Source organism: uncultured Gimesia sp., from assembly GCF_963976445.1.
Taxonomy (GTDB): Bacteria; Planctomycetota; Planctomycetia; order Planctomycetales; family Planctomycetaceae; genus Gimesia.
The window spans coordinates 45,088-64,396 of sequence record NZ_CAXBKP010000002.1 but is presented as its reverse complement, the minus strand read 5'-3'; the positions used below and the strand labels follow the sequence as shown (position 1 = coordinate 64,396).

At 48.0% G+C, this 19,309-nt stretch carries 13 protein-coding genes; 2 read left to right on the top strand and 11 right to left on the bottom strand.

From position 1 onward, the window contains the following. The first annotated feature begins 156 nt into the window (after nt 1–156). Nucleotides 157–486 carry a hypothetical protein gene (locus AAC022_RS02735; protein WP_339727734.1) on the top strand — a complete coding sequence of 110 codons (330 nt, stop codon included), beginning with the start codon at nt 157–159 and terminating at the stop codon, nt 484–486. Between the two features lie 26 nt (nt 487–512). Here the strand turns inward: AAC022_RS02735 and AAC022_RS02730 are convergent, their stop codons facing one another. The 6 genes from AAC022_RS02730 to AAC022_RS02705 all read right to left on the bottom strand — a co-directional run bounded on the left by AAC022_RS02730 (nt 513) and on the right by AAC022_RS02705 (nt 8,450). After that, entirely contained in the window at nt 513–1,724 is a 1,212-nt protein-coding gene (locus AAC022_RS02730; RefSeq protein WP_339727732.1) for an AAA family ATPase, read from the bottom strand. A gap of 87 nt (nt 1,725–1,811) precedes the next feature. Continuing rightward, nucleotides 1,812–3,584, bottom strand: coding sequence for a type II and III secretion system protein family protein (locus AAC022_RS02725; RefSeq protein ID WP_339727730.1), 1,773 nt, complete (start codon nt 3,582–3,584; stop codon nt 1,812–1,814). A 151-nt stretch (nt 3,585–3,735) separates the two neighbouring features. Then, on the bottom strand, nt 3,736–4,800 hold the full coding sequence (cpaB, locus tag AAC022_RS02720; protein WP_339727729.1) for a Flp pilus assembly protein CpaB: 1,065 nt from the start codon (nt 4,798–4,800) through the stop codon (nt 3,736–3,738). A gap of 310 nt (nt 4,801–5,110) precedes the next feature. Then, the gene (locus AAC022_RS02715; protein ID WP_339727728.1) at nt 5,111–5,662 is read right to left on the bottom strand and encodes an A24 family peptidase; all 552 of its coding nucleotides are present in this window, start codon (nt 5,660–5,662) and stop codon (nt 5,111–5,113) included. Nucleotides 5,663–6,221: 559 nt separating this feature from the next. Next, on the bottom strand, nt 6,222–6,395 hold the full coding sequence (locus AAC022_RS02710; protein WP_002649391.1) for a Flp family type IVb pilin: 174 nt from the start codon (nt 6,393–6,395) through the stop codon (nt 6,222–6,224). Nucleotides 6,396–7,001: 606 nt separating this feature from the next. Next, entirely contained in the window at nt 7,002–8,450 is a 1,449-nt protein-coding gene (locus AAC022_RS02705) for a hypothetical protein (protein WP_339727727.1), read from the bottom strand. A 308-nt stretch (nt 8,451–8,758) separates the two neighbouring features. Between AAC022_RS02705 and AAC022_RS02700 the strand changes: the two genes are divergently transcribed. Continuing rightward, complete coding sequence (locus AAC022_RS02700; protein WP_339727725.1) at nt 8,759–9,673, top strand: glycosyltransferase family 2 protein; 915 nt, start codon at nt 8,759–8,761, stop codon at nt 9,671–9,673. Between the two features lie 36 nt (nt 9,674–9,709). Here AAC022_RS02700 and AAC022_RS02695 read toward each other — a convergent pair whose 3' ends face one another. The 5 genes from AAC022_RS02695 to AAC022_RS02675 form a co-directional block, all read right to left on the bottom strand. Continuing rightward, complete coding sequence (locus tag AAC022_RS02695) at nt 9,710–11,449, bottom strand: divalent metal cation transporter (protein ID WP_339727723.1); 1,740 nt, start codon at nt 11,447–11,449, stop codon at nt 9,710–9,712. A gap of 599 nt (nt 11,450–12,048) precedes the next feature. Next, a complete protein-coding gene (locus AAC022_RS02690) occupies nt 12,049–14,784 on the bottom strand; it encodes a pitrilysin family protein (protein WP_339727722.1) in 2,736 nt (911 codons plus the stop codon). A 133-nt stretch (nt 14,785–14,917) separates the two neighbouring features. After that, nucleotides 14,918–15,829 (bottom strand): rhomboid family intramembrane serine protease, encoded by a 912-nt coding sequence (locus tag AAC022_RS02685; protein ID WP_339727720.1) that lies wholly within the window; start codon nt 15,827–15,829, stop codon nt 14,918–14,920. A gap of 80 nt (nt 15,830–15,909) precedes the next feature. Next, the gene (locus AAC022_RS02680; protein ID WP_339727719.1) at nt 15,910–16,926 is read right to left on the bottom strand and encodes a hypothetical protein; all 1,017 of its coding nucleotides are present in this window, start codon (nt 16,924–16,926) and stop codon (nt 15,910–15,912) included. Between the two features lie 45 nt (nt 16,927–16,971). Continuing rightward, a complete protein-coding gene (locus AAC022_RS02675) occupies nt 16,972–19,284 on the bottom strand; it encodes a transglutaminase family protein (RefSeq protein ID WP_339727718.1) in 2,313 nt (770 codons plus the stop codon). Between the last annotated feature and the right edge of the window lie 25 nt (nt 19,285–19,309).

Here is a 19,309-nt window from a genome sequence, read left to right as displayed (position 1 = left end):
CGCATACCAATGGTGCCATTTGAAGCAGGATCACTCTTGACATTTTTTCAAATTCACCCAAAATAACTGCTCCCACGCAAGAATTGAGCCTTACACTTCAGACGTTACACCTGACTTCATCAGTTAACAGGTACTCCAGCTGAAGGATCTGTGATTATGAGTTCAATCAATCCCAGTTCTGTCAATTTAGCGAGCTCCTTTGCCGGCGCGCAGAGAAGTGATGCTAGCGCTGACAAGGAGAAAGCGGAAGCGGCTCAGCAAAATATGGCCATCGACAAAAAAGCGATGACCGATCACCAGCTTCACGACGTCGGTGATGCAGACAAAACAGGTGACCGGGACGCTGATGGCCGTATGCCTTTAGGGCATGAAGAGGAGCATGGCGCACAGGCTGAGTCTGATGAAGAACAGGAGCCTGAGGAAGAACACCCCAAAGCCCCCGATGTGGAAGGGACCTTAGGCACTCATCTTGATCTTGATGCCTGAAGAAATTGAGTAGCGCGTTCTGATTCTTATTTGGAATTATTCAAAAATCCAAACAGGCTCTTTTTTCTTCGCGATACAGAATCATCGGCAACAGAAACCGGTTCGCCGCCAACACTGTTCGCCAATTCCATAATCGTTCGTGTCAACTTCGCTTTCGGCGCCTGCATCACCAGGGGCACGCCATTATTTCTTGATTCGACCATTGTTGCATAGTCATTCGGAATCTGGCAGAAGATATCGCGACCGATCGTTTCCAATGCTTTACTGATACTGATCTGAGTATCTTCCAGCCCCAAACGGTTCATCACCACTTTGATTTTATCGGAAATATGTTCATTATTGTCAAAGAATTGTGACAGCCGGACCACATTTCGCAAGCAAGGCAAATCCAACTGTGCCGTCAGCAAAACGGAATCCGACAATTCCATCGCCGCCATATCGAGGCTGTTATAGGATTTACTGACATCAATCACCAGATGCGTGAACGTGGCACGCAACAGAGCAATAATCCGCCTCAACACTTCGGTCGTAATCTGCACCGACATATCCATTTGGACGGGGCGGGGCAGTAGAAACGCACCACAATTGTGCTTGGTCAATGATCGCTTTAATAACGAATAATCCAGCCGTGCAATATTTTCGGCAACATCCTGAATCGTATAATCCGGGATAATATCAAGCCAGACATCCGTGTCACCTAATGCTAAATCCAGATCGATGACTGCGACGCTGTTGCGCTCATTGCTTGCCAGACAACAGGCCAGATTGATCGCCAGTGAAGTACAACCAACGCCCCCACTGACCCCAGCCACGGTGATCACCTGACTTGATCGAGGTGCATTAAGATCACCTTCCAATTTGCCCGAAGTCATCTGAATTCGATTTAAAGCAGACAGAAAATCTTCCAAGACCAACGGATAGCCTAAGAATTCCTTAGCGCCATTTCGCATCGCCTTTAAGATCAGGCTGCCTTCCTGCGAACTACTTACCACAATCACATTGCAGGTAGGCATATCCCGGGTTACCTGAGCGATCAGATTCAAAGCCAGCTCCGGATTTGCATCCAGCGAAATTAACGCGATGTCGGGCTGGGTCTGTGAGACAACCTCCGAGAAGAATTCGTAACGACTACATTCTGCCTCAAGCCAAACCATATCAACGCCAATCAGCATATTCTTCAGCTCATTGCGTGTTGATTCATTTGGATCGATGATTGATAATCGAACAACTCCACTCATTAGATGATCACTTATTCTTAAGGATTAAATAGTCTCATATGTATTTTACTATTATCGAATTAGATCATGACGACTCTTAATTTTTTTCTAACCTCCCGGAGCAATTAGACCTGGTTGATCCCCGGCAGGTTTTCTCAAATTACTCGTACTCTTTGCCGGCTTCGGACTGCTTGCTTTCTGTTTAGCCTTCCATTCTTTTTGGGGAGGACTTGACAGATCAGGAACTTTTTTATTCACGGGAGTTTGTGCAGGCACTTTATTCAGCCTCTGCTGGTCCTGCAAATTCTTCACGTTTTCCGGTGATAAAGAAGACTTCTTGATCACTTCAGAACGAATCGTCGGTACACCTGGTGCCGGCGGTATTTGTGAGGCGGATGTCGGTGGCAAAACATTTTCCATATTCATCATTGCCTCCGGACCAATCGGCCCTGGAACGGAATACCGGCACTCAGGACAATCGCTGCCATAGCTGGGTACTTCCAGTACGCCATCCAGATACAGCTCGCGATCTGTCGGCGTAGCAGTAAATTGCCCAGGACCGCCCGGAGGCATCTGTTCGGCCTTCAGTGGTGAGACCAGTTCTGGCGTTACCATAATCACTAGTTCTGTTTCTCCTTCAGTGTATTTCACGCGACGGAAAGCAGCCCCAATCACAGGAAGTTCACCCAGGAATGGGGTTTTGGAAGTTTCTGCTGTTTTTCGACTGGAAATCAAACCGGCAATCACCATGGTTTCACCAAAGTTCATTTCGACGGCCGTATTCGCACGACGCACGGTTAACCCGGGAACGGTCGTACCGGCAACCTGAACCGCATTAGAAAAATCGCGTTCACTGACTTCCGGCTGCACCTCTAATCGCAGCCGGCCATTGCCGAGAACAATCGGAACGGCTTCCATGCGGACACCAAATTCACGCCATTCAATAGTAACGGTTCCCAGACTTTGAGGAACCAGAATGGGAAATTCACCACCAGACAGCAGGTTGGCAGGGCGACCACTGGTTGTCACCAGTTCCGGTTCAGCTAGAATTTTCAACAATGCTTCCTGCTTCAAGGCTTCAATGAATGCCTGAAAGATGCTTGAGCTGTTGACCAACCCAAAACCCATCGATGTTCCACTAATCAGGTTCTGTGAAGCGGTGATTGCTGGAGGTCCACCAAAGGGAATGGTAATTCCCGTAAGCGGAACCAAAGATCCCGGCGTACTGTAAGCATAAGAGGATTGATTCAGGAATAACCAGTTGACGCCTAACTGACGAATCTTGGACCGCTGAACTTCCATGATTTTGACCTTGAGCAGGACCTGCTGCACGCCAGCCAGCTTCATATGATTCAGCACGCCATTGGGGAAGAACTGCTCTGCAATTTCAACCATTTCCGTAATCGCTCCGGGCTCAGTTACCCAGCCACGCAAGACGACAGAATCCTGGACTTTTATCGCGTTCACGGAAGACTGGGGAAACAACTCGCGAAGATACGCCTGTAAGTGGCGTGCATCACCACTTACAAATGTTTCAACAGTAAAGACTTTCCCGTCTTCATCCGAAATCACCAGTGTGGTCACGCCCGGAACCAAAGCTTGCACCCGGATCTCATTGGGAGTGAGTGCAGTGATCCCCAGCACGGTGGGATCGAAACCATCCACGCGTTTAATCTTATTGGGAAACTTCAGAATCTTGGAGAACTTTTCAGTAATTTCCAGCTTGATCTTGTCAGCTGTAACCTGAATGACCTGCTCGCTTGCTCCGGGAGGAGCAGGCAGTGTTTCCTGCGAATACCCTGTTGCATTGATGAGACTGCACACCAATGCGATTAACAAAGGAAGACGATTCATTCTTAAGCGTTTTTTTAAGGCCAGCATCCTTGCCCCTTACTTGTTTAACAGTTAAGCCATTGAAATCTGGAAAAACCCATCCTTCAATTCACTCATTAAATAATATAATCCCATTCCGGATCGGAATATTTTCTGGCCCGCCAACTACCTCTGCACTCCCTGAAAGGGCAGGGCAGAATCAGTTAACCTTCTCTAGCTCTTGCTTCTTCTCTGGCTCTTGTTTGTTCGTAAACACTTCCCACAAATCTTTTAATGCCGCTTTTTGATCATCCAGCTCTTCTTCCAGAAGTTCCACTTCCTGAACAATCTTTTCTTCTCCGGCATAAACTTCAATCTGCCACATCTTCTTGGCTTCTTCCAGTTCTGGTTCAACTTCTGTAGAGGTCATCTCCTGTGGTTCCTGTTCTTCGTCCAGAAACCTCTTGGCAGAGGAGTCTTTGTCTTTTTGAGCCAGTTTTTGAGAGTCGTCTTTTTTCACATCGCCTTCTGAGTTGTCTTGTTTATCATCCAGATACTCGCTGCCATCAATCGAAAAGACTTCCGCCAGATCATCGTCGTTAAATTGAACATCTTCCGTATCCGAGTGATCAGAGGCAGCTCTCAGAGCCAGGTGAACCTCTCCCTTTTTCTCTGCCAGTTTCAGGATGGCACCTTCTCGAGGAGCAAGTAACAAAGATATATTCTTTGATTTCACCTGGTTATTGTCCGTTCCCCCAACATCCGTTAAGTTGTCCGTTGCAAAAATCTTGACGCGTTCCAGAATGACTTTCGTAATCGTCGACATTCCCCCTCCTGGCTTTCGTGCCGTGAATGTGACATAGACATCCACAAAGTCACCCGGAAGAATCAATCCACTGTGTGTTTTGGTCATATCCACCGATGTCGTAAAAACCCGTTTTCCATCCGGAATTTCCACAGATGCCCCACGCACCCCTTGTTCACTGAGCTTCGCTTTCATCACGATTTCGCCTGGAACAGCCCGGGTTTTAATCGAACGATCTTTATACTCTTCCAGTTTTGTAACTGACCCTTCAGGTACCTGGTCGATTGGCCATGACTTGAATTTCACATTGGACTCATTCAGAGGAGTACCAGGAGCGATCTCTGCAATCGTCATCAGAACATCTGCAGTCTTGACCGGTTCCTTATCTCCATCTTTACTGAGGACTTGCCTCACGCCCAACATCGCAACCAAACCACAGCCGACTGCGACTACCAACATCATTAACGACTTAGCTTTCATATCTGTCACCCGTCAAAGAGAAACAAATCAAGCGACTCTCATATCTGAAAACAGCCCTGTCTCTACTCAGAGTCAGTTACTGTTTCCCAAAGTGTCAGACTTGATTTCATCCTGATTTTACAGGCTAACAGAAAGAAAATTCTGTCATCATAGTCAACATCGGCACTTTGAGAGTGCTTGCTTCAATTTATAACGATTTTATCGTTTGGAATAATAATTCTGGTTACGGCGTCCCGATAGAACGCCGTAACCAATAACCCGCACTTGACATATTTCATCTATTTTATCAGCAGCTTTTTACCACCCGCCCCTAGAGTAAGCCGGCATAGAAAAAGTAGGCAATCGATCCAATGCAAATGGGAATCCCATAAGGCAGTAGATACATGGTCGGTTTTCGTTCTTTAGCGATCCGAGAGAGTTCACGTGGATTTTTGACAGAACGCCATTCGTCCAGAATTATGATGGCCTGTCCCAAGTGCTTGTAGAAGCTCTTACGGTAGAGCACCATACCCACAGCCATAATGGCTCCGACAACTGTCGTAACGCAAAATGCGTAGAAGGTAATTTTCACACCCAACCAGGCACCAATCCCTGCCATCAACTTCACATCACCGGCTCCCATGCCACCAACGCTGTACAAGGGGAGCAGTGTTGCCAGACCGACAACCATTCCGAGTACCCCCCAACCCAGACCAGCCAGTCCGCCGGTCCAAGTCATATAGACCAGCCCGGAAAGTACCATCGGGTAGGTAATCCAGTTAGGAACCCGCAGCTCTTTTCCATCGATGTAAGCAGCATAAATCAAGACGATGGAAACAAACTTAACATGCCAATTTTCGAGAAGTAACTGTTGCCAATCCATCAATCTGGCCTTTCTTATTGAATCTTATTGAAATGCGTTTCATCACATTTCGTTGGGGATATTTCTTGTATGAGGTCACAATTCAGAACTGGTTCCGATTGCGAAAAGAACCAGGAAGACCAGAGCTGAATCATGTTACTTTTGTATTCTTATTATTCAGTTTAGGTCACAAGCAGAGCAGAGCAGGGAATATCTTGCAAAATAGTGTGGTTTTTTTACAACCCGGTTCAAGCACTCTGGGTTGTCAGCAATCCCGGCGTCATCTGTTTCAGACAGACTAGCAGCGGCTACATGTTAGTAGTGATGCAAACCAAACAATGATCGGAACGATCAGCATGATCAATTCCAAAATCGCTCCCGCCTGGGCATCTATGCAGAAAGGAAACATCCTGCTCTCTCCTCGAAATTAAAAAATGATTATGAACACACTTCGGGTAAAGCAACGGGGTCAAAAGATTTCAAACTCATTTTAAAGAATCTATTACGCGAGAAAACGCCCAGCCGAACTGTTCGGCTGAGCGAATTACACGCAATTTTGTTGCGAGGCAACTAACCAATATTAGGTCAATGCATCACGAACAGCTTCGAATTTCGCATTCGCGTTCGTACCGACAGCTTGAATAGCAGTCAGACAGACGATCACGATCAGGGCAAGCATTACAGCGTACTCAACAGCTGTAGGGCCATCTTCTGAAACCAGGAAATTCTTGATGCTCTTTGTCAGATTCTTCATCGTTGTTGCTCTCTTTCTTTCCGATTGGAGTCGACCCATGAACCACATGTATCGACACTAAACAACTAAGCTATGGAAGATACGAAATGCTCGCATTTTCTCACAACTCACCCGAAACATTTGCTTCTTTGAGTTACATCCTCAAATGAAGCGACCAATATGCCCCCTCTTTAGAAGAGCAAACTTCCTGCACTTCCATCAGAACTGCAGAAAAGGTATTGGAGATTTTAAAGTTTCATAAAAACGGAACAGGAGTTCCGAAATAATATTTTTTAACTTGTTAGACACACTTGATTGATTGTTTCTCAATTTCGTGGGCTGACACACAAAAGTAGGTCACCGGTTGAAACAGTCAAGGAGAGATACAAAAGATTTTCCGAGAAAACCGATGCGTTTTGAAAAAGAAACACTCAAGTGCCCGCAAAGTCTATGAAATCAGAGAACAAAAAGCATGATGCCCAAAAACGACATCCACTTTTTTTACGGATGATGCGATCAACAATCGCAAGCGGTGCACTGACGATTGAAATTTGAATATTTAAATAGGCGAGTGCGAGAGCAATTCCGCGCAGGCAGACAGTAAAACCAGGAAGCTAAGCAGCCCATTTATTTCTGTCGTTCCCAATCCTGAACCTTCTGCTCCATGCGCACGCGATCCAGTTCATCGGGATTCGTATCCTGTAGCGCCTGTTTGATAATCGCGATCGCCCGCTCCGAATTCCCCTGGCTGTGATAGCTGTTAGCCAGTTGAATCTGCACTACAGGCAGCTGAGGTACTTGTTGTGACGTATAACGCCATAACGTGAGACCATCCCGCCAGACGGTCAGATAACGCTCTGTCAGCAGGCTGTATCTGGTTAATAAACACAATACGAGGACGCCAAATACCCCCGGAACCAGGTACCCCGAAATCCGTTTTGGATTCAGTAGAGGTTTCAAAATTCGTTCCCGCATTAATTCCAGTAGCTGCAGACTGCCACAAAACACAAGAGCAAAGAAGGGGATGCAGGGCAGATATAAATAGCGATCATTCATTAATGTGGTGATCGGAAATAAGTTGAGCACCGGGATCAGCAACAATATAAACGTCGCGCCGGCAAACAGAATTAAGGGCTGGCGTTTGCCCATCCGTACAAATAGCCAAGCTGCGATCAGCCAGCTACCAATCGATATCATGATGTTCAAGCTGATCCCCGTTGTGGGCGGATCATAGAGGACGGATCGGGTTTCAGGCCAGAGCAGCATCTGGATATATTTTGACATGATCACGGTATCAACCGAGAGGATTTCCAGTTTACTCATCCCGAAGTGATCGCGCACACCCCCCAGTTCACTGGTCTGCGCCAGCATTGTGATCACCAGCAATAACAGGGCACAGCATCCTGGCAAGATCTGGCGTTTTACCGCTTCCCGGAACGGCACTTTGGCCACCCAGTAATCAAAACAGAAGACAATTGCAGGTACAATCACGGCGAGTGCTTTGGACAGCAAGGCAAAGACAAAACAGAGAAAGCCGCAGGTATTCTGCTCTAAAGTTCGATCTTTCCGAAGCCAATACCAGAGTGACGCCAGAATAAACGCACCGGATAACAGGCCTTTGCGTGAGGAAATCCAGACCACAGTCTCGACTTGTACCGGGTGAATCGCAAATACGGCCGCTGTTGCCCAGCCAATCAATCGATTTTGAGTCAACCGCGTGACCAGCAGGAACACCAGGATCGAATTGACCAGATGCAGGAGAATATTGGAAAAATGGTATCCGCCGGCCCACAGACCATACAGGCTATGATCTATCAGAAATGAGAAGACCGTCAGCGGAGCATAATTCCGAGTGACGACCTGAGTGGAAATCTTCTGTAGATTATCCGGCCCCCAACTCTTCACCAACGGATTGTGAATCACGTACCAGGGATCATCCCAATTGACGAAATCAAAGCTGATCGCGATCCCAAAGCTGACAAGAACAGTCAGCCCCAATGAAATAATGGGAACTTTCTGCGCTTTAATCGCCTGAAATAATTGCCAGGGCAGTGTTTCTTGATTTTGATTCGACATAGATTTGATCCGTTTTCTCACAGGGCAAAACGAGACGCACCCTGTGTACTCTTAACATAGGTCGTGGATGTATTTCTGCTGATGCTTTGGAACGATTGATGATTAATTGAAACATCAATCACAGAATCAAACACGATGATCGGCACAATCGATCCAATCAGAATCAACGTGAAATGAGATCTGGCTTCCCCATTTTCCTTCCTGAATCAAATGATTCGCCGTTTCGTTCTATAAGCTAGGCTTTTCAAAATTGGACATCGAACGACCATACAGAGAATTTATAACTAGACTATTTCCCGGAGACTGACGTGCTGGAATCCACCTCATCATTAAGCTCGAATTATCAACTGGCAGAACCTGTGATTGCACCCGATAGTGCCGAAGCCATGTCACAGTTCCGAAATCTGGAACCTCTGCTCGAAGAAATAGAACGTGCCAGCGCTCCGACAGGAAAGACAATCGTGGTGATGCCTGCCTTTAATGCAGCTTCAACGCTTTTGAAAACACTGTCCGACCTGCCGAAAGATGTGGTGGATGAAATTATCCTGGTCGATGATGGCAGCACCGATGGAACAATTGATCTGGCTTTGCGGGAAGGGTTAACCGTCATTCAGCATAAGCAGAATCGGGGATATGGTGGTAACCAGAAAACCTGTTATGAGTATGCACTGGATCACGGCGCAGACTATATTGTGATGCTGCACCCCGACTATCAATATGACAGTCGCGTGGTCGGAATCGCCGTCCAGCTACTCAAGCTGGGTAACTGCGATGTCGTAATGGGATCGCGAATCCGTACGCGTCAGGAAGCATTGGCGGGGGGCATGCCTGCCTGGAAATATATCGCCAATCGCCTATTAACGATTACCGAAAACGTCGCTCTAGGCCAGAATCTGGGTGACTTTCATAGCGGATTTCGTGCTTATCGCAAAGAAGTTCTGGAAACCATCCCGTTCGAACAGAACTCAGACGACTTTGTGTTCGACAGCCAGTTCCTGGCTCAGGCGGTTTACTTCAACTTCCGTGTTGGCGACATTCCTGTACCAGTCCGCTATTTCCCGGAAGCCTCCAGCATTAATTTCAGACGCTGTGTCAAATACGGACTGGGAACGCTCACAGTACTAGCACGCTTCTGGGCACAACGCCTCAGAATTCGTCCTTCGAAAATTTTCTTCAGTAAGAAAATTGACTCCGAAGCCGATAACCGCGTGCAATTGCAGTAACTGCAAATCCCACTGCGGCATCGGGTTTTTCGAAAATTATTCTGCTTGTGTATCAGACGATTTGCCACCGGCCATTCGCATGATATGCACAATGATCGCCAGGCCAATAAACGCGCCTAATGCAATGAATCCATAAGTAGCGTACGGGCTGGACTTGATACTCCAGATGCAACCAAAGGTCGCCAGTAGAGTCGAAATCCCCATCGCCAGGTTCCAGGCAACACGCTTGCCTCCCTTAGGAATTTGGTCGCCCAAAATCTTCGACGAATTCATCATAAAGAAGAAGGTTGCATAAGCGATCGGCAGTAACACCATCCCAAACATTGAGGTCGGAACTGCTAACCAGGCCTTGGCATCCCCTTTCCAGAAAAAGGACCCCACCATCCCAGTAATCGCCGGCATATAACAGCCGATGCGGTGATACATTCCCCGAGGTGCTACCCCCAGCATTTCACAGAACACAAACCCATTGATCAACATTAGAATGATAATCGTCGAAATGGCCATTGACACGACCCCGAGTCCGAACACAACCTGTGAGACCGTTGCACCGGCTAGAGGTTTGAGTGCCGCGGCCAACTGGAATGCATCCCGATTGACCAGCATTGCTGCCAAGGTTCGTTCTGGGAGAGGAATTTCATTCCGTTTCTGTTCCAGTGCAGGCTGATTCTCTTTCCGCTGCAACTCGCTCCAGTCTGTTGCCGGGACTTCAGCTTTGATTCGGTTATCCAATAATTTGTGATACTGCCCTAAGAGACCGGGATCGGCCTGCACGACCTGACCTTCGGCATTTTTTTCACCCAATAAGCCTGCGGCCGGTTTGGCATGAAACTGAGAGGCGGCGGCAATCACGACGCAACTTGTCGCGAGTAAGAAGGGAATAAACAATCCGGTTGACAAGTCAAAAGCTGCCAGTCCGCGGAAATCCTTATCCCAGCCTTTGGCCCGCATGGAGTAGGGAAGCAGGAATGTCATATTAATCCCCACTGCAGTCGCGGCTGCCGTAATCATCACCTTCTGTTGATTACCAACAATCAGATTTTTCCAATAGTCACCATATTCTCCTGCCTTTGACAGGGCATCTGAAAACTCAGGTGAAGGGTTCGTAAACAGGCTGAAATTGGGGATGTAGCCGGCTAGAATTTTGCCCCAGTCCAAATCGTTGGTGGAGAGGCTCATTTTTAAGACCACCCCGAAGAAACAGAGTACGACGATACCAACCAGAATTTTCAGGATGGCTTCAAACAATTTGATCCCCCATCCGCCGGAATCATAAAACCAAATCACTGTTCCCGAAACCACAAACAAAACTGCTGCCGCCATCATTTTGCCTGTATCATTGTCTGCAAAATATTCAGGAGCTAAATTCTGCTGCAGGGCGGCTGTCCCCAAGGCATATTGAGGCATACACCAGATCAAGTTCGCCATCAAAGTCGCAATCGCCCAACCCCAACCCAGAACAGGGCTGATGTGAGTATTAATCGAAGCAAAAGGGCGTTCCTTCGTTGATAACGCCACATACCCGATGGCACTCAGCATGACCACACCCATGATCATCGCTACGGGCTGCAGCCACATCAGGTGATATCCCGAAAGAATACCAAGATATAATCCACCGGCCAGAGAGCCGCCACCTAAGGTAATGGCACTCTGCAACCACCCAGGGCCAGATAGCCTGGTATATGCGGCAACCTTAGCCCCAGTACCACGCTGTTTGGCATCCAAGATCAGTTGACGGTCTTGTTCAATTCGGGAATTTGCTGCTTCGTCTGTCATTGCAAACTCTTACTATACCAATAGTTATTGGGTATGTTAAATAATAATGAAGTCTCAGATACAGGAAGAACCAAGGTAACCAGTTATTGGTTAAGAATCAAGCATTGCCCATACATCCGAACGGAGAATCAATTAACTCAAATGAAGCGTAAACGAGTTCTGCGATTCACACACTTGAACAACCTGAAATAACCGCTCATGTTTGAGATTTCAATTCATCCAACCACCGTGACGAATCGAAAATGAGAGACGTCGGTTGTGGTAAGGATTTTCCTCTGTGGGCTTCGCGCGAAATTTTTTGGAAGACGAAGTGGATCCGATTGAAATCAAATAGCAGGCACAAGCGACTGCCAGGTTTCAAATTCAGAATTCTCAGCGAACCAGTATGTAAGACAAGATTTAATCGCGGCGTAAACGGATCGCGATCTAAACATGCCAACTGATCCAGCAGCACACGTTCGGCTCCTCCCCCAGACTTCCGATGACAAAAAGAATCTGTCTCTTTTTGTCATCGATTTTGTCACCGCATGCGCAATTGCAGGCGATCAAGAGGAACCGAACTTCTTGTACTCCACTAACCGGAATCAAATTCCGTAGTCCTATTTCTTCAAGCTGCCGGAAATAACAATAATCAGATTTCCAGGATGAATATACTTCGCAAACGCCTGCTGCGCTGCGTCAGCCGTCACCGCGTTGATTTTCTGTTCCAGCTCTGAATAGTAGGTCATATTCCGATCTGCGAATAAATTCGTTGTCAGAATCGAAGCCAGCGAAGCATCACTAGTCCGGGAAACTTCCTGCTTTTCCAGATAACCTTTTTGGGCATTGGCCAACTCATCTTCGGTAATCCCTTTGGAGATCAATAGCGCCAGTTCTTCTTGAATGGCGGTTTCTACTTTCTCCATGTTGTCGGGGTTACAGCTGGCATAAATCGAAATCGAACCACGTTTATCAACCGTACCAGCGTGAATGAATGCGCCCACACCGTATGCCAGCCCCTCTTTCTGTCGTACACGATCTCCTAATCGAGAAGAGAGCCCACTTGAACCCAACACAGACCCGGCGACAACCATCCCTGGGTAGTCAGGGGACTCACTGTTCATTGGAAAGGTCAGACCGGAAAAGTAGAACGCATTCGCCTTGTCAGGAATGATGATTTCCGTGAGCTTCCCTGGAATCTCATGGGGTTCTGCGGGAATATGCTGATAGGCGGCTTTCGATTCCCAGTTTTCCAGAACAGATCCGAGTTGAGCGTACACCTGATCTTCTGAGAAGTCGCCGACGACCGCAATTTCACCAGCGGAAGCACCAAGAAAATTTTCATACAACGATTGCAGGTCACTTTGCGAGAGTGCTTTCACACGCGCTATTTCCTGATCGATATCGGGGACGTAACGCGGATCTTCCTCTCCGTAGGGCCTGAGCTGTCGACGCACAGACAAAATAGCCCGTGACTGAGGATCGGTTTTCTGTTTTTCCAGCATTGCGACCTGCTGGGTTTTCAATAGTTCTAACTCTGCTGCGGGCAATGTTGGCTCGCGAAGAATCTCCTTCAGAATCTCTAGCACTTTCCCCAGATTTTCACTACGGGTTTTGATGCCGACGTTCAAATCACCAGCCGATCCAGAAAGACTCAACTGGGCACGAAGTTTATTCAGTTCGTCCTCAATTTGCTGGCGGGTTTTAGTTTTCGTTCCCCGCTTCATGATCACAGGTAGAAACTCACAGGCAGTCCGTTTGCCTTGCAGGTTTTCCAGATTCCCATAACGCAGGGTCATCTTAAGATGGACCTCTTCGCCGCGGGTCTTCTTCGAAAGCAAAGCGACTTTCACGCCGCCCGGCAAGGTTTTGACGGACGTGCGTTTGTCGATATTTTCTGGTGACACATCGAAGTTTTCACCCATTGCGACCGCTTCACGCCCTTTGTAGTCGCCGATCATTTTCTCGATTTCGGCAACCTGAGGGATCGCCACTTTCTGGCTTTCCTTTACAGGTTCAAAGATTCCGACAGTCCGGTTATTCGCTCTCAAATATTTGTCCGCGACTCGTTTGACATCTTCGGGAGTCACCTTTTCCAATGCATCCCGATACAGGAACCGCAGTCGCCAGTCTCCCATCGCGGCCCATTCGGACAACTCAACGGCGAGACGGGAACTGTTATTTTCCGCCTGCTCGTATTGCTTCAACAGTTTTTCTTTGGCACGCGCGACATTTTCCGCGGAGACTCCTTTTTCCTGTACTTCCTGCAGCGTATCAAACATGATCCCCAGTATGACCTGCGGATCGTTGCCTTTGACGATTTCCACCATCAGTCTTAATACACCCGGATCGTGCAACGCAAAGATCGATCCTGAAACACTGGAAGCCTTCTTGGTTTTGACCAATGCCTGATACAAGACGCCGGAAGGATCATCGGTCAGTGATGATTCCAGTACATCCAAAGCCGCCATATCTTCATGGGCGGCTGCGGGGATGTGATAAACCACACCGACCACAGGAACTTCACCAATCCGACGCAGGGTGACGATGCGTTCGCCTTCCTGAGCAGGTTCTTCTGTATAAGTTTGATCCAGTTTCCGTTCAGGGCGGGGGATCGTTCCGAAATATTGATTAATCAGCTTCAGCGTTTCCGCCTGATCAAATTTCCCCGCGACAATCAGCACGGCATTGTCCGGCTGATAATATTTTTTGTAAAAACCTTTCAAACGATCAACGGGAACCCGTTCAATGTCGGCACGGTTACCAATCGTTGATTTCCCGTAGTTGTGCCATTCAAAAGCAGAGGACATTACTTTCTGCATCAGCATCCGCGAGGGGCTGTTTTCGCCGCGTTCAAATTCGTTGCGTACAACGGTCATTTCCGAAGCCAGATCTTCCGCCTTGACGTAACTATTCATCATGCGGTCGGATTCCATCTTCAGCGCGAACTCCAGATTGTCCTCACTGGCCGGTAATGTTTCGTAATAATTCGTGCGGTCATACCAGGTGGTTCCATTAAACTGGGCACCGCGGGACTGCAGTTCCTTAGGGATATTTTGATGCGTCGGCGTGCCTTTGAACAACATATGTTCGAGCAGGTGGGCCATGCCGGTCTCGCCATAACCTTCATGCCGGGAACCGACCAAGAGTGTTAAATTGACTGTCACCTTGGGACTGGATGCATCTGGAAACAGTAACACTTTCATGCCGTTTTCCAGTGAATACTCGGTAATGCCTTCTACGTTTCTGATTTTTTCAGGAGGAGCAGGATCTCCTGCTGCTGAAGAGGTGTGGGAAGCAAAGCTCATTACTAAAAGTACCCCTGCGATTAAACTCCATTTTTGTCGATTCATCATCCGAAATCTCGCTCCACTTGAGAGGGTAAGCAATATTGATGGTCCTAAACTCAACAGTCGATGTCTACTATTGTGAAAATTATAGGCGATTCTCTAAAAGTGAACAATCACCGTCTGTCAGAAATCGTCGAGTTCACGTTGATTTGCGTCTTTGCTTTAAAAAAGAAGATCCAATGCCGAGCGCCATCCCAGTCCCCAATCCAAAACCATGCGCCATATTGGCAATGGGGCCGACCATTCCGGTCATACACAGAAAGAACCAGCCAATCAGAATAAACACCATGTTCGGGGGCACATAAAAATTGGACCTCGGATCAAACTGGCTCTTCATCCACATATAACCAAACATCCCATACACAACCCCCGATAAGCCACCAAAGCCAGGACCAGACCAATAAAATTGAGCGAGGTTGGATGGAATCGCCGTCAACAGAACCAGCAACGCCAGCCGGATACTGCCGCGATTCATTTCAATCGCGCCTCCCAATTGATAGGTCATCACACTGTTGAACAAAATATGAAACAGCCCGAAATGAATGAAAATTGGTGTCACAAGTCTCCAGACTTCACCCTCTCGCACATCCACCAATCGTGTATCATAACTGATCATATTACCTGAAGTATTGAAGGAGCAAATACTCAATGCCTGCCTGACCTGATTTTCATATTCATTTGACTGCATGGAAAGAAATACGACCACACTGATGCCGATCAGCAATGAAGTCACCGGGCAGCGACTGGTAAAAGGGCGATTCCAGGTCTCGCGCACATCAACCTGCTTTTTCACATCTTGGCGCGCTTTTTTGATGCGCGCATCGCGAATTGCATTCGCCTGAAGGGGCGCACTCAGATATTTTACTGCTTCAGGACTTTCTATATAATCAGCTAATGCGGCTTTGGACTGTTCGACTTGATCTTCATCAAACACCCAGACCGACCATTGATCGCCTGACGACTCGATATTGATGTCGATTCCCTGCGTCAACAGATAGTCTACGAAATTCCTTGCCTGCTGCTCGGTTTCGAGCGAGCCAATTTTTCTCATCGTAAAGTCAATCCATGCCTTGGACAACAAACCTGATTTCAATCCTGAAACCAGCTCATTTCGGAAAATGATTGTCGAAATTATTCTTGCGCCAGAGCAGATAAATGTGTTTGAACTGCATGCTGTAATGAGCCGTGATCTGTCCAGGGAGCATAATGCGCCCGCATGACAAATCCATAAGCCTCACCCACTTTGTAATCAGGAATAAACCACTGAAAGTCCCAAGCGGGGTTTTGATTCCCACCTCCCGTAGGCGACTGGGCAAACCAGATTTGATCACGATTACGAAACATCTGAGTATAGGAATATTTCTGACGAATACCATAGTACCACGGCTGTGAATAAACATACCGCGAAGGATGATTCACCAGTGTCAGCGGAAACTCAGCCGACACATTGGGAAAATAAACGGCATTGGCAGGAGGATGTGTGCTGTCAACTCCATGTGCAGGCGTCCTGGCGGCAATCAATGCCACCGCCTGATTAACTTCTGACTTTGATTTCCCATAAAAATAAATCCGACGATCCTCTGGTGCCTGCATATAACTGGCCCAAAACAGACCAATATACCCATTTTTAAACAGAGCCGCATGAGGCATACATTCAAACGTATATTCAATCGTCCCGTCATCCAGTAACTGATAGCGGCTGCAGCTCTCCAGTTTCCAGTTCTGAGTCGGCGCCTGATACAGTTCGACCGTGTCATCAGAAATGATCCGCAGTTGCATTGGAGATTTTCGGGGCTCGCATTTTTCCTTCAGCGCGGGAGTCCCATCGTGGATATGTTCGAAATTCAAACCTGCCAGCGCAGGCACGAACAGATTCTCAGTTTGTCCCTCGTACTTCAGCGACGCCACACCATTATAGCCGGCACGGTGACCGGGAAGCTCCTTAGTATTCACGGCAGCATTATCCACAATGATGGCGGTGACTTTGCCACGTTTTAATACAACCGCATGTTGATCCGTCAACTCATACTTCACACGGGAATTGGTCAGACTGGTGACTCCGGGTGCGGCGTAAGGATGTGCTCCTGCCATCAGAGCCACATACACAATTAAAGCCGACAAAATCAGAAACTGCTTCATCCAGCTCATACAACGCCTCCCCTCTCATTTAGAAATACAACCAAATCAAGCATTTTATTCTGACTGTTTGACTGTCTCCAGATAATCCCGGAACTCTTGAATGCGACGCAGATCAAATCCCTCTGGTGATTTTTCCAGCAGGTAATCGGCGTCTGCCATCGCTTCCGTAACGCGCCCTGTTTGATAACGCAGTACCGCACGTAACCAGCGTTCCTGCAGCAACTCGTCATCGATGGCAATCATCGTCTCGACGTAACGCAACATCGACTGAATGTCTTCACTGTCCCGCGCCAGATTCAACAGATTCCGCAACATGCGTTTGATGATTTCCCGTTTCGGCTGCGCTTCCAAAAATGTTTCATCGAACCGGCCACTGTTTGCAGAGACAATCATTACCTTGGCGGCTGCATCACTCACGGTGGCGCCAGCTTCAAAGACATCGATCAACTCACCTTTCTCAGCGGTTGAATTCACGCGGACCACAAAGTGGCCGGGCAGCCCAACCCCCTCGATATTCAGTCCCAGGCGGCGTCCCATTTCCATATACAAAATGGCCAGAGTAATCGGCAATCCTTCGCGGTCTTCGATCGTCTCATTAATATAACTGTTCGATCGACTGTAATAATTGGTTCGGCTACCATGAAAACCGGTTTCGTTAAATAGGTATTGATTCAATGCCTTGAGTTTCGCTTTCGGACTCGCATCCTCAGGCAGCGTCTTCTGAATCTCATTCACCATGCTGGCCACCTGATTCAAGTAGACTTTCAATTCCACTTCGGAATTATCCAGCCGGGCCACCAGCAGAGCCGCAGATAATAAATCGATGTCCGCTTCTTTTTTATCGACAAACTGTGAGCGCAGCTCATCCCGCACCGCGCGCTCATGAATCGACTGCGCCAACTGCTGCAACCGCTCCGCCTGCTTCTTGAGCAATCGTGCCCGCTCCTGCAATGCCTGCTGAACGCGTTTTCCATCCGTCTCTTTGACGACTTCTTCAATCAGCGATTCTTTCGGCGGCCGATCAACTCGCAAGTCCTCGGTCAGGTCAAGAATTTTCTGTGCTGTCTCCTTGGAAGGGCGATAGGCGGCAATCTGCGACGCGACCTGAAACCCTCGGAAGGATGCCACCGTGTTTCGAAATTTTGCCAGCCCCACTTTGCCTTCCGTATAGCGTTGATCCTTCACCTCAAAGACCTGCTCATCATTCACGAAACATAAGATACGATCCGCTTCGAGACGAACTTTAAGTTGATTCCACTCGCCATCGCGATAGGAATTGCTTTTCTTCTCTTCCAGCACACGCCACAAAAACACATCAGACCCGTCAAAACGGCTGATTCGCAAGCTATTATTACTGGGATAAAAACCGTAATGCTTCGTATTTTCATCAGAATAAAAAATCAGGCCAGCCGCCCCGGATTCATCATCCAGTTTGACCTCCACTGCAATTTCATAAGGCAGCTTCGGCAATGCTTCCTGTGAAACACACAACGAACGGCTTCCCAGACCAGAACCAAAACCATCCACCTTGATGCGGCCGGCCCGCTGTCGCCAGCGCGAACCGAATAAAGGTTTCCAGAGCCGCTCGTCCAGAGTCCCAATGGTTAACCAGCGATTGATTGGCACCGGATTCGGCTTCTCAAGCAGTCCCTTCAGTGCGCTGATGTTGACGGCATACCCCAGATTCCTGGTGACCGCAGACTTCAAAGTCACAATTCCCTGCACGCGTCCTAAAGAGTCAAGCACAGGACCGCCACTATTGCCCGGCTCAATCGGAATGGCGAGTTGAATCATCGGCTTGCCATCGACCTCTCTCGTCCCCGAATTCACTCCCTTGACGACACTGTATCGCAGCCCTTGAGGATTTCCGAGTACAATGATTTCTGCGCCCTGTTTCAATGAACCCGGTTCCGCCAGAGGCAGCGGCGTTAAATCGTTGGCATCAATTTTCAAGACCGCCAGATCCATCTGCCGATCCGTCGCATACACTTCTTTAACGTCATACTTCGTGCCATTGGAAAGCTGCACCGTAATCGGCCGCGCTTCACCAATCACATGCAAATTCGTCGCGATCAAACCATCAGCGGCGATTACAAAACCAGTCCCCAAACCTGCCTGTTGTCCATCCCGCCCCGCAAAGGAAACAGAGGCCACTGATTCTTTTACTTTCTCGGCTAATTCTTCCACCGTCAAGATATGATTGGAATCAGGCTGACGGACAGCAGGACGCTTCGCGACAACCGGCTGCTCCGAATCGGAGTCGGCCCCCAATGTCGCCGACACCAAACAGAGCACAAACAAACCAGACCACAGCGAGAATCCATGCCGCTGTTTGAACCGCACGATCTGATTTTGATGTTTGACCATTTGAAGAGATCCCACTGGAAGGAAT

Coding starts and splice junctions, on each gene's coding strand:
- AAC022_RS02710 (WP_002649391.1), bottom strand. CDS start 6,395: ATGAAGAATCTGACAAAGAGCATCAAGAATTTCCTGGTTTCAGAAGAT.
- AAC022_RS02695 (WP_339727723.1), bottom strand. CDS start 11,449: ATGACAGACGAAGCAGCAAATTCCCGAATTGAACAAGACCGTCAACTG.
- AAC022_RS02705 (WP_339727727.1), bottom strand. CDS start 8,450: ATGTCGAATCAAAATCAAGAAACACTGCCCTGGCAATTATTTCAGGCG.
- AAC022_RS02725 (WP_339727730.1), bottom strand. CDS start 3,584: ATGCTGGCCTTAAAAAAACGCTTAAGAATGAATCGTCTTCCTTTGTTA.
- AAC022_RS02685 (WP_339727720.1), bottom strand. CDS start 15,829: ATGAGAAAAATTGGCTCGCTCGAAACCGAGCAGCAGGCAAGGAATTTC.
- AAC022_RS02690 (WP_339727722.1), bottom strand. CDS start 14,784: ATGATGAATCGACAAAAATGGAGTTTAATCGCAGGGGTACTTTTAGTA.
- AAC022_RS02680 (WP_339727719.1), bottom strand. CDS start 16,926: ATGAGCTGGATGAAGCAGTTTCTGATTTTGTCGGCTTTAATTGTGTAT.
- AAC022_RS02735 (WP_339727734.1), top strand. CDS start 157: ATGAGTTCAATCAATCCCAGTTCTGTCAATTTAGCGAGCTCCTTTGCC.
- AAC022_RS02730 (WP_339727732.1), bottom strand. CDS start 1,724: ATGAGTGGAGTTGTTCGATTATCAATCATCGATCCAAATGAATCAACA.
- cpaB (WP_339727729.1), bottom strand. CDS start 4,800: ATGAAAGCTAAGTCGTTAATGATGTTGGTAGTCGCAGTCGGCTGTGGT.
- AAC022_RS02675 (WP_339727718.1), bottom strand. CDS start 19,284: ATGGTCAAACATCAAAATCAGATCGTGCGGTTCAAACAGCGGCATGGA.
- AAC022_RS02715 (WP_339727728.1), bottom strand. CDS start 5,662: ATGGATTGGCAACAGTTACTTCTCGAAAATTGGCATGTTAAGTTTGTT.